The organism is Martinezella sp. CNPSo 3957 (assembly GCF_057784395.1).
Genome location: NZ_JBXSOU010000003.1, coordinates 233,269 through 246,967, shown reverse-complemented (window position 1 = coordinate 246,967; position 13,699 = coordinate 233,269). Strand labels below are relative to the sequence as shown.

The window sequence follows — 13,699 nt, the reverse complement described above, 5'->3', positions numbered from 1 at the left end:
TGACGCGTCAAGCTTCGTGTCAATGTTCCTCATACTGCGTGAAAGACGGGTCGGCGAGATCGGCAAAGCGGGTGAATTCCGACTGGAAGGCGAGCTTCACCGTACCCGTCGGTCCGTGGCGCTGCTTGGCGATGATGACGTCGGCCGTGCCTTTGACGCGGTCGAACAGGGCTTCCCATTCCCCATATTTCGGGTCGTTCGGATCGCGCGGCTCCTGGTTTTTGACGTAATATTCCTCGCGGAACACGAAGAGTACCACGTCGGCGTCCTGCTCGATCGAACCGGATTCACGCAGGTCGGAAAGCTGAGGCCGCTTGTCGTCGCGGCTTTCGACCGCGCGCGAGAGCTGGGAGAGCGCGATGATCGGCACGTTCAATTCTTTGCCGAGCGCCTTCAGGCCGGTGGTGATCTGGGTGATTTCCTGAACACGGTTCTCGTTCGATTTGCCGGAGCCGGTCATCAGCTGCACGTAGTCGACCACCAGAACGTCGAGGCCACGCTGGCGTTTCAGGCGTCGGGCACGCGCGGAAAGCTGGGCGATGGAGATGCCGCCGGTCTGGTCGATGTAAAGCGGCACCTTCTGCATCATCATCGAGCAGGCAACGAGCTTTTCGAAATCGGCGTCATTGATATCGCCGCGTCGGATCTTCGACGAGGAGACTTCCGTCTGCTCGGAGATGATACGGGTAGCCAGCTGTTCGGACGACATTTCCAGCGAGTAGAAGCCGACGACGCCGCCGTTCTTCGCCTTCATCGAGCCATCCGCCTGGACTTCGCCCTCGTAAGCGGCGGCGATATTGTAGGCGATGTTGGTCGCAAGCGAGGTCTTACCCATGCCGGGGCGACCGGCAAGGACGATCAAGTCGGAGCGCTGCAGGCCGCCCATCTTGCTATCAAGCGAGTGGATGCCCGTGGAGATGCCGGAGAGGCCGCCGTCACGCTCCTTGGCGACGGCCGCCATGTCGATTGCGAGCGCCACGGCATCGTTGAAGGACTGGAAACCGCCGTCGTAGCGGCCATTCTCGGCAAGTTCGAACAGCCGGCGCTCCGTATCCTCGATCTGCGTCTGCGGAGGCATGTCGAGCGGTGCGTCATAGGCGATATTGACCATATCCTCGCCGATGGTGATCAGCGCGCGGCGCAGCGCCAGATCGTAGATGGCGCGGCCATAGTCTTCCGCATTGATGATCGACACGGCTTCGACGGCAAGCCGCGCGAGATATTGCGCGACCGTCATGTCGCCGACCTTCTCGTCAGCCGGCACGAAGCTCTTGATGGTGACGGGGTTGGCAGTCTTGCCCATGCGAATGATGTCGCCGGCGACCTCGAAGATCTTGCGGTGCAGCGGTTCGTAAAGATGAATCGGCTTCAGGAAGTCGGAGACGCGGTAATAGGCATCGTTGTTGACGAGGATGGCGCCGAGCAGAGCCTGTTCCGCCTCAATGTTATTGGGCGCTTCACGATAATGCTGGTCGGCGGGAGCAATGGCGGCGAGCTTGCGCGCAGCTTCGTTCATTTTCCATCTCTTCGTACTTTAGGGTGTCGACTGGTTTGCGACGTTCCGATGTCATGGTCAACCAGGCAAATGGACAGCCACCCGAAGTGGGGCGAATAGGTCCGGCCTATCAACGTTTTTCCACTCGTCCACAGGCGCAGATTGCCGCCACGTAAAAAATCTCTTGTGGCCACTTTGCAACGAAAAGATCGACACACGAATCACATATGCAAACCATCTGTGGGGAATATCTTAGCTGGGTCTTTCGCCGTATGCATCAATTGGTGCGGCTATCCTGCTTGAAAAGCTGGGGAAATCCGGGTATTCCCTTTAAATTAGGGTAGGACGCTAATTATATAAAGCTGCAATAATGCCAGGTGCGCCATCAAGACAAGAACTCTTCGACGACCTCTCTTCGTTCAATCGCAAGCTGAGGGCGGCTTTTGACGCCCTCGTTCGCGAGCACGGCATGACCCTTTCCCGCGCGAGGGTTTTTCGCAAGCTCTCCCGCCGGGATGGGATAAACCAGAGAGAGCTCGCCGACGAGCTGGAGCTGGAAACGCCGACGCTCGTACGCATCCTCGATGCGATGGAGGCGCAGAATTTCATCGAACGTCGGGCCGCCGTATCCGATCGCCGCGCCAAGCAGATCTTCATAACGGAATCCGGAAAAGTCGTTGCCGCGGAAGTCGAAGCTCTTGCCACCGGTGTGCGCGCGGATATCTTGGAGGGGATTTCGGACGAGGATGTCGGCATGGCGCTGAAGGTTATTCGCGCCATGACTGCCAATCTTCAGAATATCGGCAAATCATGAGGTAATGCATGAGCGGGGATCCGGGCCCGGTCGCCAATGCGCAAGCTAACGCCGTCCCGCCCGCTCCACCGCCTATGCCGGGCTGGAAAGTGCCGCTCTATATTGCGGCATCCGTTCTGTTCTTCCTGACCCAGGGTCTGGGTCTTAATCTTGCCTTCGCCAACCTTACGCAGATCCAGGGAACCATTGCGGCGACGACCACAGAGTCGGCGTGGCTATCTGCTGCCTATATGGCGCCCAATGTCAGCCTCGCCATCGCGCTGGTGAAGATTCGCCTTCAATATGGCGTGCGCAATTTCGCCGAGGTCAGCATTCTCGGCTTCGTGCTCGCCTCGCTGCTCAATCTCTTCGTCTCCGACCTGCATTCTGCGATCGTCGTCCGCTTCCTGAGCGGGATTGCCGGCGCGCCGCTATCGACGCTCGGCTTCCTTTATATGCTGGAGGCCTTCGAGCCGGCGAAGAAGATGACTGTCGGCGTCAGCCTGGCGATGATGAACACGCTGCTTGCCGCTCCCATCACGCGCCTCGTGTCGCCATCGCTGCTGGACTATGGCGAATGGCGTGGCCTCTACACGCTCGAGATGGCATTGGCGCTGCTCGTCATGCCGATCATCTATCTGCTGCCGCTGGCACCGCCGCCGCGCGTCAAGGTCATCGTGCTGGGCGATATCTTCAGCTATCTTCTCGTGGCGATCGGTTTCGGCTGTCTGGCTGTCGCGCTGTCGGTCGGTCGCCTTTATTGGTGGCTGGAAGTGCCCTGGCTCGGCGTCGTGCTGGCGGTCGGCATCGCCTCGATCACCGCCGCAATCGTCGTCGACCTGAGACGGGCAACGCCACTGATAGACGTTCGCTGGCTGCTCCGGCCGGAAATTCTGCATCTGACGGCGATCCTGCTGGTCTTTCGCATCATTGCCGCCGAGCAGACCTCCGTCATCATGACCTTTTATCAGAACGCGGTCGGGCTGCTCTATGATCAGCTTTCCGTTCTGTACTGGATCATCCTGGCCTTCTCCATCATCGGGGGCCTCATCTGCACCGTGTTCATGAGCTACGGCTTTAGCTGGCAGATCCAGTTCGTTGCGCTCATCCTGATGGGCGTGGGCGCGCTGATGGATTCGCAGGTGACGAACCTCACCCGTCCCGAACAGATGTATTTCAGCCAGGCGCTGGTCGCAGCCGGCGCGGCCCTGTTCCTGCCACCCTCCATGTCGCAAGGCTTCAAGGAGGCTATATCCAAGGGTCCCCCCTATCTGGTGACCTTCTTTGTCGTCTTCACCTTCACGCAGAGCATCGGCGGCCTGATCGGCTCGGCCTTCTACGGCACGCTGATCACCATTCGCGAGAAGTTCCATTCTGCCGTCCTGACCGAGCGCGTGCTGCTGACGGATCCGCATGTGGCCACACGCGTCAGCCAGCTTTCATCCTCCTATGGCAAGGTGATCGGGGATAGCGTGCTCCTGAAGGGGGAGGGGCTGGCGCTGCTCGGCGCGCAGGTCAGCCGCGAGGCCAATATGCTCGCCTATGGAGATGCGTTCTTCGTCGCCGCCGTAATCGCTTTCCTGTCGCTTGCCGGCCTCTCAATCCATGTCTTCTTCCGCTTCGTCAGGGCTCGCCTGGCCGACGATCGGGCTGAGGTCGTGACATCCAACCCATGAGGATATGAAATAGCTCCATGTCGAGGCTCGTTCGCTCCCCCATCGAAGTCATCGCGGTTCTCGCCGGCATCGGCGGCGTCATGCTGGTTCTCTATGCCTGGCATCTGCCGCCGTTCAAAACCGCGGTCGAGACCACGGACGACGCCTACGTCAAAGGCTATGTCACGACCATCAGCCCGCAGGTCAGCGGCTATATCACCGACGTGCCGATCAAGGACTACAAGCTCGTCAAGGAGGGCGACGTGCTCGCCCAGATCGATAATCGTATCTACAAGCAAAAGGTCGCGCAGGCCCACGCGACGCTGGACGGGCAGAAGGCGGCACTTGCCAATTCGCAGCAGCAGGAGCAGGCCGCCAAGGCCGGCATCGCCTCCAGCCAGGCGCAGATCGACAGCGCCAACGCAGCCCTGAAGCGTGCCCAGCTTGCCTTCGATCGCGTCACGACACTGGTTTCCAGAGGTGTCTCGACCACGAGCGATTCCGAACAGGCGCAAGCGACGCTGCAGCAGGCTCAGGCATCGGTCAATCAGGCGAAAGCAGGTCTCGATGTCTCTCAGCAGAACCTGACGACGATCATTGTTAACCGCGCCTCGCTCGAAGCTGGCGTCAGCGGCGCAGAGGCTGCCGTGCAGCTTGCCGATATCGATCTCGACAACACGACCATCAGGGCGCCGCAGGACGGCCGCATTGGGGAGGTTGGCGTACGTCTCGGCCAATATGTGACACCAGGTACGCAGCTGATGAACCTGGTGCCGAAGGACGTCTGGGTCATAGCCAATTTCAAGGAAACGCAGCTCGATGGCATGAAGCTCGATCAGCCCGCCACGATCTCCGTGGATGCGCTGGGGCATCGCGAGATCAAGGGCCGCATCCAGCGCTTTTCCCCGGCAGCAGGTTCCGAATTTGCTGTCATCAGGCCCGACAACGCCACGGGCAATTTCACCAAGGTCGCCCAGCGTCTCGGTGTAAGGATCAAGATCGAGGATGGACAGCCACTCGCCGACCAGTTGGCGCCTGGCATGTCCGTCGTCGTTTCGATTGACAAGGATTCGGCTCCGCTGCCGGAGCCTAGGAATAATGACTGACAGAGGCGTTCGCTTTATCGTCTGCCAATAACCAAAAAGCCTGGGTCGAGGACCCAGGCTTTCTTTCATTCACAGTCTTGGAGAAGGCTTGAGGATCAAGCTTCTTCTTCGCCGTCGCGGTCAGCTTCCGGATCGAAGAAATCTTCCGGACGCAGCGCGTCTTCGTCAACGCCGTAGATGGCGTCTGCGGAGGTGAGGGTTTCGCCCTTGGCCTGACGCTCGGCTTCTTCAGCGGAACGGGCAACGTTGAGCTCAACCTTGATTTCGACTTCGGCGTGAAGCCCGATGGCAACATCGTGCAGGCCGATAGCCTTGATCGGCGTGTTCATGTGAACCTGGCTGCGGCCGATGTTGAAGCCTTCGGCGGCGAGGATTTCGACGACGTCACGAGCAGCGACCGAACCGTAGAGCTGGCCGGTTTCGCCAGCCGAGCGAACGACGATGAAGGACTTGCCGCCGAGAACGTCGGCAACCTTCTGGGCTTCGCTCTTGCGCTCAAGGTTGCGGGCTTCGAGCGTTGCGCGCTCGGCTTCGAAACGAGCCTTGTTGGCGGCGTTGGCGCGCAGCGCCTTGCCGAGCGGCAGCAGGTAGTTACGGGCAAAGCCGTCGCGAACCTTGACGGTTTCGCCCATCTGGCCGAGCTTGGAGATGCGTTCGAGAAGAATGACTTCCATTTTCTTGTTCCTTTCGATGTCAGATTTTCGTGTCTTGTTTGGGTGTGTCGGCATTCTTGTTCGGGGTGAGCGATATCGCCTTGCGAGTATCGTAGAGGCCGAGAACAAGGATGATGAAGAGCGGCAGCGTCACAAAGAAGCATACCAGGTAGCAGATGATCAGAACCGGCAGACGCCAGTCCTTGCCCCGCGTCCGGTAGTGCAGCGAGGCAAAGCCGGAAACGATGAAGCCAGCGCCGAAGGCACCGAGCACGGCGGCGGCGATGAGGCCGAGAATGCCACCGAAGAAGATCGCGACGATCGCCACGAGAAAGACGAAGATCGCATTGCGGTTCATACGCAGCGACGAGGGAATGTCTTCGCGCGGACGCTGGCTGCGGCCAGAGGCGACAACAATACGCGTTGCAAAATAATAGGCTGCAAAAACAGCGGACACCCAGCACACGCCCCAAGCGAAAGGGACCGCGTAGAGCAGGATAGTCTTCAACTTTTCGATCGAGGCAGCATCCAACGCTTGCTGCTGCTGATCGTTCAGCAGTTCGAGATTGAAAGCGATCGTCTTGCCGATGAGATCTGGACCGTAGCCCATAAGAATGCCCGCGACGACGATTGCGACGGAGGCAACTGCACAGAGATGCAGCATGATGTCCGAGAGCGGATACCACGCCATTAGATTATCCGGGCCACCAAGCTCGGATGCCGGGCGCGCCAGACTTGCAAGATGGCTGAGCCAAGCTGGGACGGCGGCGAGGACTATTGCGATCATTGCAAATGGCAGCGGACCGATAACGCTGCCCAAAATACCGGCAGCAACGACCGCCGTTGCGGCAGCAATATTTCCCCAGCCGAGACCAACGATCAAAATAGGGAGAGCGGAAGCACTGATGAACACGATAGCAAGAAATGGCTGACGTAATGCGCCATACACGAGTAAGGCGGCGGTCAGACCGGCGAGCGCGCCGATGCCAAGCTCTTTTGCGTTCAACTTTTTCACGTCGCTGTCCTGCTTCGTATCGAGCAGTTAGAGGATGCCTTCGCCACTCGGGCGTGAAAGCTTATCCCCAACATGGGGTTTCAAGGTTCCGATCCGCGCCCATCGCGAAAGGGAGAAGGGAAGGCATCGCTGCCTTCCCTCTAATTCAGTCGGCGTCAGCTTATATTAAGCGACGACGTAAGGCAGCAGGCCGAGGAAACGGGCGCGCTTGATCGCCTGGGCGAGTTCGCGCTGCTTCTTCTGGGAAACGGCCGTGATGCGGGACGGAACGATCTTGCCGCGCTCGGAAATGTAGCGCTGCAGGAGACGAACGTCCTTGTAGTCGATGCGCGGCGCATTGGCGCCCGAGAACGGGCAGGTCTTGCGGCGGCGATGGAACGGACGGCGGACCGGTGCGGAGGAAACTTCAGACATTCTCAAATCTCCTTATACGCGGTCTTCGCGCGGTCGGCGCGGACGGTCTTCGCGGTCACCACGATCCGGGCGCGGACCACGATCGCCGAAGCTGCGCTCCGGACGGTCGCCATCGCGGCGCGGACGGTCGTCACGGTCGCGCTTCTGCATCATGGCCGACGGGCCGTCTTCGTGCTTCTCGACAGCGATCGTCATGTAACGCAGGACGTCTTCGCTGATGCGCATCTGGCGTTCCATTTCCTGGATCGCAGCGGCCGGAGCATCGATGTCCATCAGGGCGTAGTGAGCCTTGCGGTTCTTCTTGATGCGGTAGGTGAGGGACTTGAGGCCCCAGTTCTCGATACGCCCGACTTTACCGCCGTGAGCTTCGATGACACCCTTGTACTGTTCTACGAGGGCGTCGACCTGCTGAGCGGAAATATCCTGCCGGGCAAGGAATACATGTTCGTAAAGAGCCATGGATAGCTTTGCCTTTCTTGCGTTGGTCTGAACCCGATATTCGGCGGCTAAGCCTCAACGACTGCTCCTGAGAGGGTAAACCCAAGCAAGAAAAGCGTTTCCGAGACGGTCGAGAGCGGAGACACGGGAGGCTGGAACGCTTCCGTTCCGAACGATTCCCCTTGCGGAAAACCGGCCCTCCGTTCAGCCACCAGCCAGAAGACCGGGTTGCGAACAGGGCGGCTTATACGGATTTTTCTCCGAAAGGCAAGGGTGCGGGCGAAATTATGCCGTTTTGCCCGTGAGCGGCGTTGATGCTCGGGCCAAATCGTGAGCTCCCGTTCGCCGCAGCGTTGCGCCAGCCGCACTCTCCCATATGATAGCATGCGAATTGCAGCAACAGGGATGGTTCATGCGCATCTTTCTCGTTCGGCACGGCGAATCCCTTGGTAATATCGACGACCGGGCCTATCGGCAGTTCGGCGATCATAATGTGCCCTTGACGGAATGGGGCTATCGACAGGTGCTGGAGGCGGGTGAGGCGATATCAGCCTATCTGAAGGCATTGCCATCAGCCGAATTGCGCAAGCTGAGCGTCTGGTACTCGCCTTTCCTGAGAACGCGGCAGAGCAAGGATGCCCTGCTGGAGGTTCTGCCTGTCGAGCTCATCGGGGATACCAGAGAGGATTATCTGCTGCGCGAGCAGGATTTCGGGCTCTTCACCGAAATCTACGATCACGCCGAACAGAAGCGGAAATTCCCTGACGAATTCGAGAAATGGGCCAGGCTGCGCAACAACAACGGCAAGTTCTACGCGCGTCCGCCGGATGGCGAGAGCCGCGCCGATGTCGCCCAGCGCGTCCGTCTGTTCCTGCAGACCGTCATGCATGACGCCGAAAACGGCAGAAACAATGTCATCATCGTCGGCCACGGCGTCACCAATCGCGCTTTCGAGATGAACTGCCTGCACCACCCGGTCGATTGGTTCGAGCGCTCGGACAATCCGGGAAATGCCGATGTCACCCTGATCGAAGGGCGGAGTTCGGAAGGTTACCGGTCGATCCTGCTTCACAAGTCCACGGACCGTGTAAAAGGGCAGGACGCGTTGCGCTGGCCCCATGGCTCCGAATTGGCGATTGCACCGAAGGCGGAGTAATCGGCCGCTTGCCGCAGGTATGACTCTTCCCGCTGCCGTGTAGGCCTGCTTTTATTCCGGCGGCAAGGCCGAATCTTTCGAACGTGTGCTGCAATCATGGCTTGTGAAGCGCCTGGAGCTATGGAATTCATGGCTTGGCTGCAATTGGGGGTGGGCTGTGAAGACTGTGAAGAAAAGCTTTGCTTTGCTGAGTTTTGCTTTGGGCTTCGCCCTGCTTGCGCAAGATGCAGCGGCGCGGCTGAGCTACGACGTTCGAACTGCGGATGATGGCGTTACCTATATTACGGTAATTGGCAGCTTCGAGGCTGACGATGATTTGAGCCTGTTCCGCAATAAGGCTGTTTCAAGCCATGCTATTTACGTTGGCTTCAATAGCGGCGGTGGAAATGTCTACAAGGCATTGGAACTCGGCCGGCTGATTAGGTCTCTAGGGCTCAGCACACTCGCTGTAAGAAGCGCCGAATGCTCCTCGGCTTGTTCCCTGTCATTTCTTGGCGGAGTAGGCCGCTTTGCCCACCCGGGTTCGATCGGCGTTCACAAATCTTCGTTCAGCGATACAAGAGGGATGGACGTCGAGGCTGCTGTTGCAGCCGTTCAGCAACAGACCGCTGATGTGATTGCTTACATGAATGAAATGGGCGTCGATCCAGGTTTGCTGCAACTCACGCTCAAGTACGACAGAAACGATATGCGCTACCTGTCCTCGAGCGAAATGACGCAGTTTCGGGTAACGACCGTGTCATATCAGGAGCTTCAGGAGTTCGAGGCAAAGTCGTCATCTAACAACGCTCCGACGGCGAGTGCTGAAGCGCGTAAGGCGGCTCAGCCAACGAGCGAGGAATCGCCGCTTCTACAAGTTCCAATCCCCAGAAATGGCATTGTTCAAAACGACGCAGGGGCAGCCCTGCTGAAGACAAGCCGAAACATGAGCGCCAAGACGATTGCAACTTTCCCGAATGGGAGCCAGTTGACGATCAATAAGAGCATTGGCGACTGGTATCGTGTGTCGATCGGCAAGAAATCCGGCTATATGCTTCAGACGTCGGTGTGGGTGCGCGAATTCGAAGAGAACCGGTTTGGCAAACAATATATCGAAATAACCGTCGATCCGGTGTTGAAGACAGCTCTGCAGTTGGCCAGGGAGTCAAACCTTCCCATGGCGGTCCATTTGACTGTACAAGGCAGGTATGCTGTTACCGTTAAGGACGCATATGACAAAAACATCGCGCCGCTGGTGTATCAGCACCTCACGGGGAGTAAAAAGATCGCCCTCAGTGCCATCCTCACTCACGGCAACAACTACGTTCGCGAAATCTGCTGCCGCGCTTCCACCACGACGGCCGAATAAACGGACAAACTTGCCCGCTTATCCGTTTTGAATCCTACCGGCAGGCTTCCTCACATCGGCATCGGATACTTGCGATGCACCTGCTCGATCTCGGAAAGTGCCTCTTCCGGCAGCGTCACATAAGCGGCGGCCACATCGGTCTCGAGTTGCGCCATCGTCGTCGCGCCGATGATCACCGAGGTCATGAAGGGCTTGGTGAGGCAATAGGCTAGCGCCAGTTTCGAAGGATCGATACCGTATTTGGCGGCAATTTCGAGATAGGCCTTTACCGGCGGTTCCTGCAGCGGCTGCAGGCGGCCACCGATATCGAGATTGATCGAGCCGCGCGAGCCGGCCGGCCTTGCGCCACCGACGTATTTGCCGGTGAGGATGCCGCCGGCGAGCGGCGAATAGGCGAGCAGGCCGACATCTTCGTGATGCGACAGTTCGGCCAGATCGAGGTCGAAATGGCGGTAGAGCAGGTTGTACTCGTTCTGCGTGGTGGCGACGCGCGGCAGGCTCTTCTGCTCGGCAATCGTCAGATATTTCTGGATGCCCCAAGTCGTCTCGTTCGAAAGGCCGACGGCGCGGATCTTGCCGGCCTTCACCAGTTCGCCCATCGTTTCCAGGATCTCGGTGATCTCGGCTATGACTTTCTCGCGATCCTGGTTGAAGGGGTTATAACGCCAGTTCTGGCGGAAATGGAAATGGCCGCGGTTCGGCCAGTGAACCTGATAGAGATCGATGTAATCGGTCTTCAATCGCTTCAGGCTGGCATCAACAGCTGCATTGATATTGGCGGCATCCGGGCCTTGTCCGCCGCGCAGATATTCGCGGCCCGGACCGGCGACCTTGGTGGCGAGCACGACATCCTTGCGCTTGCCGCTCTTCTCGAACCAGGTGCCGATATATTCTTCGGTGCGGCCTTGAGTCTCTGGTCCGACGGGCGTCGTCGGATACATTTCGGCGGTGTCGAAGAAATTGATGCCTTTATTGACGGAATAGTCCATCTGTTCATGGGCTTCGGCTTCGCTATTCTGCGTGCCCCAGGTCATCGTGCCCAGGCAGATCTGCGAAACGGAAATATCGGTGCGGCCTAATCTCTTATATTTCATGGGAAAACCTTGGGGATGGGAGAAGGTCAAAATGAACGAGGTCGCGCAAATTTAGGCCCGATCTGAGCGAGCGCAAGAAAAAAATCATTGCACTTCGCAGGCGCAAAAGCGCGGGGCTGCGGGGCTTGCACTATTGACTCCGCTGCAAACAATGTCATTGGGAAGCAAAACGACCCCCAAAAGGACGCTTTATAATGACTGTTGCTTTCACATTTCCTGGCCAGGGCAGCCAAGCTGTCGGCATGGGCAAGGACCTTGCCGACAATTTCGCCGAGGCGCGCGCCGTCTTCGAGGAAGTCGATGATGCGCTGGGTGAAAAGCTCTCCGACGTTATCTTCAACGGCCCGGAAGATAAGCTGACCCTGACGGCCAATGCGCAACCTGCGCTAATGGCAGTGTCGCTGGCAGTTATCCGTGTACTGCAGGCGCGTGGCCTCGATCTGAAGAGCAAGGTCGCCTATGTGGCTGGTCATTCGCTCGGCGAATATTCCGCTCTCTGTGCCGCCGGCACCTTCTCGCTTGCCGACACGGCGCGGCTTCTCCGTATCCGCGGCAACGCCATGCAGGCGGCTGTTCCGGTCGGCGTCGGCGCGATGGCTGCGATCATCGGCCTTGAACATGCCGATGTCATCGCGGTTTGCGAAGAAGCTTCCACGCTTGGCGCCTGCCAGATCGCCAATGACAATGGCGGCGGCCAGATCGTGATCTCCGGCGAGAAAGCCCCGGTCGAAAAAGCAGCGGAACTTGCGACCGGCAAGGGCGCGAAACGCGCGATCCTGCTGCCGGTTTCCGCGCCGTTCCATTCCGCATTGATGGCGCCTGCTGCGGACGCCATGCGGGAAGCGCTTGCCGGCGTCGCCAAGAGCAACCCGGTCGTGCCTGTTATCGCCAATGTGAAGGCGGCTCCCGTTGCCGACGCCGATGAGATCGCGCGGTTGCTCGTTGAGCAGGTCACCGGACAGGTGCGCTGGCGCGAGACGGTGGAATGGTTTGCCGCCAACAACGTGACGACATTGTATGAAATTGGCGCCGGCAAGGTGCTGACGGGTCTTGCCCGCCGCATCGACAAGTCGGTCAACGGCATCGCCGTCAACAACGCTGCAGATATAGATACGGCGCTTGCCGCATTGCTTGCCTGACATATTCAAGGAACGAGGGACACACATGCTTGATTTGACCGGCCGCAAGGCCCTGGTAACCGGTGCATCCGGTGGCATCGGCGAAGAAATTGCCCGGCTCCTGCATAAGCAGGGCGCAATCGTCGGCCTGCACGGCACGCGCGTCGAAAAACTCGAGACGCTGGCCTCCGAACTCGGCGATCGCGTCAAGATCTTCCCGGCCAACCTGTCGGACCGCGACGAAGTCAAGGCGCTCGGCGCCAAGGCCGAAGAGGAACTTGGCGGCGTCGATATTCTCGTCAACAATGCCGGCATCACCAAGGACGGCCTGTTCGTTCGCATGAGCGACGAGGACTGGGACGCCGTTCTGGAAGTCAACCTGACGGCCGTTTTCCGCCTGACGCGCGAGCTGACCCATCCGATGATGCGCCGCCGCTATGGCCGCATCATCAACATCACTTCGGTCGTCGGCGTGACCGGCAATCCGGGCCAGGCGAACTATTGCGCCTCCAAGGCCGGCATGATCGGCTTCACCAAGTCGCTGGCCCAGGAAATCGCGACGCGCAACGTTACGGTCAACTGCGTTGCCCCGGGTTTCATCGAAAGCGCGATGACGGGCAAGCTGAACGACAAGCAGAAGGAAGCCATCATGGGTGCCATTCCCATGAAGCGCATGGGCACTGGCGCGGAAGTCGCTTCCGCCGTCGCCTATCTTGCATCTTCGGAAGCCAGCTACGTCACGGGTCAGACGATCCACGTCAATGGCGGCATGGCGATGATCTAAAGGAATTGCTGTTGGAGGGTGCTTTCCCGCCAATAGCATGTTGAGCAACCCGGAGCCGGCTATTTTCTGGCTTTGCGACAGACTTAAACCGTGTTAAGCGGGCCATGACTGTGAACAGTCGTCCGGAAAATTCAGGCGGACTGGGCCATATTCAAGGCGCTGGGCCGGATCTCAATGCCGGATTGAACGGGTTTGCCAGCGGCGTCGGAACAGATGCTGCAGGTTTGAATTAGGGTAGGGATGTCACAAGGCATTCTCATCAGGATATAAGGTCGAGGAAACCGACATGAGCGATATCGCAGAACGCGTAAAGAAAATTGTTGTTGATCATCTTGGCGTTGACGCCGACAAGGTTGTTGAAAGCGCAAGCTTCATCGACGATCTGGGTGCGGACTCGCTCGACACCGTCGAACTGGTCATGGCCTTCGAAGAAGAATTCGGCGTCGAAATTCCGGACGATGCTGCCGACTCGATCCTGACGGTCGGCGACGCGGTAAAGTTCATTGAGAAGGCCCAGGCCTAATCTTTCGCGCTTTTTGACAGGGCGGGCTGAAGAGTCCGCCCTATTTCGTCCGGCGAAGCCGGCCGAAACCCATTTATACGCATATCATCATAAAAAGACGGGGGTCT

Annotated in this window: 14 protein-coding genes; 8 read left to right on the top strand and 6 right to left on the bottom strand. The window is 58.7% G+C overall.

What is annotated here, in order from left to right:
* Positions 1–19: 19 nt before the first annotated feature.
* Positions 20–1,516, bottom strand: coding sequence for a replicative DNA helicase (locus tag AC13QE_RS09630; protein WP_112337927.1), 1,497 nt, complete (start codon positions 1,514–1,516; stop codon positions 20–22).
* Positions 1,517–1,865: 349 nt separating this feature from the next.
* Between AC13QE_RS09630 and AC13QE_RS09625 the strand changes: the two genes are divergently transcribed.
* From AC13QE_RS09625 to AC13QE_RS09615, 3 genes are read left to right on the top strand one after another with little or no spacing between them, the layout of a single operon-like run.
* Positions 1,866–2,309, top strand: a complete 444-nt coding sequence (locus AC13QE_RS09625; protein WP_112607325.1) for a MarR family winged helix-turn-helix transcriptional regulator — start codon at positions 1,866–1,868, stop codon at positions 2,307–2,309.
* A gap of 8 nt (positions 2,310–2,317) precedes the next feature.
* The gene (locus tag AC13QE_RS09620) at positions 2,318–3,964 is read left to right on the top strand and encodes an MFS transporter (protein ID WP_488483475.1); all 1,647 of its coding nucleotides are present in this window, start codon (positions 2,318–2,320) and stop codon (positions 3,962–3,964) included.
* A gap of 17 nt (positions 3,965–3,981) precedes the next feature.
* Positions 3,982–5,049: an HlyD family secretion protein gene (locus AC13QE_RS09615; protein ID WP_488483474.1), complete on the top strand. Its 1,068-nt coding sequence runs from the start codon at positions 3,982–3,984 to the stop codon at positions 5,047–5,049.
* A gap of 95 nt (positions 5,050–5,144) precedes the next feature.
* On the opposite strand, the gene rplI is transcribed toward AC13QE_RS09615, so the two are convergent.
* From rplI to rpsF, 4 genes are all read right to left on the bottom strand, one after another.
* On the bottom strand, positions 5,145–5,723 hold the full coding sequence (gene rplI, locus AC13QE_RS09610) for a 50S ribosomal protein L9 (protein WP_015339352.1): 579 nt from the start codon (positions 5,721–5,723) through the stop codon (positions 5,145–5,147).
* Positions 5,724–5,742: 19 nt separating this feature from the next.
* Entirely contained in the window at positions 5,743–6,717 is a 975-nt protein-coding gene (locus tag AC13QE_RS09605) for a DUF2232 domain-containing protein (RefSeq protein WP_488483473.1), read from the bottom strand.
* A gap of 165 nt (positions 6,718–6,882) precedes the next feature.
* Positions 6,883–7,131 carry a 30S ribosomal protein S18 gene (rpsR, locus tag AC13QE_RS09600; RefSeq protein ID WP_004122103.1) on the bottom strand — a complete coding sequence of 83 codons (249 nt, stop codon included), beginning with the start codon at positions 7,129–7,131 and terminating at the stop codon, positions 6,883–6,885.
* 12 nt (positions 7,132–7,143) lie between these two features.
* The gene (gene rpsF / locus AC13QE_RS09595; RefSeq protein WP_015339354.1) at positions 7,144–7,590 is read right to left on the bottom strand and encodes a 30S ribosomal protein S6; all 447 of its coding nucleotides are present in this window, start codon (positions 7,588–7,590) and stop codon (positions 7,144–7,146) included.
* A gap of 391 nt (positions 7,591–7,981) precedes the next feature.
* Here rpsF and AC13QE_RS09590 point away from each other — a divergent pair, with 391 nt between their 5' ends.
* Entirely contained in the window at positions 7,982–8,725 is a 744-nt protein-coding gene (locus AC13QE_RS09590; RefSeq protein ID WP_488483472.1) for a histidine phosphatase family protein, read from the top strand.
* Positions 8,726–8,882: 157 nt separating this feature from the next.
* Positions 8,883–10,073, top strand: coding sequence for a hypothetical protein (locus tag AC13QE_RS09585; RefSeq protein WP_488483471.1), 1,191 nt, complete (start codon positions 8,883–8,885; stop codon positions 10,071–10,073).
* 50 nt (positions 10,074–10,123) lie between these two features.
* On the opposite strand, the gene AC13QE_RS09580 is transcribed toward AC13QE_RS09585, so the two are convergent.
* Complete coding sequence (locus AC13QE_RS09580; RefSeq protein WP_488483470.1) at positions 10,124–11,167, bottom strand: aldo/keto reductase; 1,044 nt, start codon at positions 11,165–11,167, stop codon at positions 10,124–10,126.
* 194 nt (positions 11,168–11,361) lie between these two features.
* Here AC13QE_RS09580 and fabD point away from each other — a divergent pair, with 194 nt between their 5' ends.
* From fabD to AC13QE_RS09565, 3 genes are all read left to right on the top strand, one after another.
* Entirely contained in the window at positions 11,362–12,306 is a 945-nt protein-coding gene (gene fabD / locus AC13QE_RS09575; protein ID WP_488483469.1) for an ACP S-malonyltransferase, read from the top strand.
* A 25-nt stretch (positions 12,307–12,331) separates the two neighbouring features.
* Positions 12,332–13,069, top strand: coding sequence for a 3-oxoacyl-[acyl-carrier-protein] reductase (fabG, locus tag AC13QE_RS09570; RefSeq protein ID WP_015339359.1), 738 nt, complete (start codon positions 12,332–12,334; stop codon positions 13,067–13,069).
* Positions 13,070–13,355: 286 nt separating this feature from the next.
* Entirely contained in the window at positions 13,356–13,592 is a 237-nt protein-coding gene (locus AC13QE_RS09565) for an acyl carrier protein (RefSeq protein ID WP_004122114.1), read from the top strand.
* Positions 13,593–13,699 lie beyond the last annotated feature (107 nt).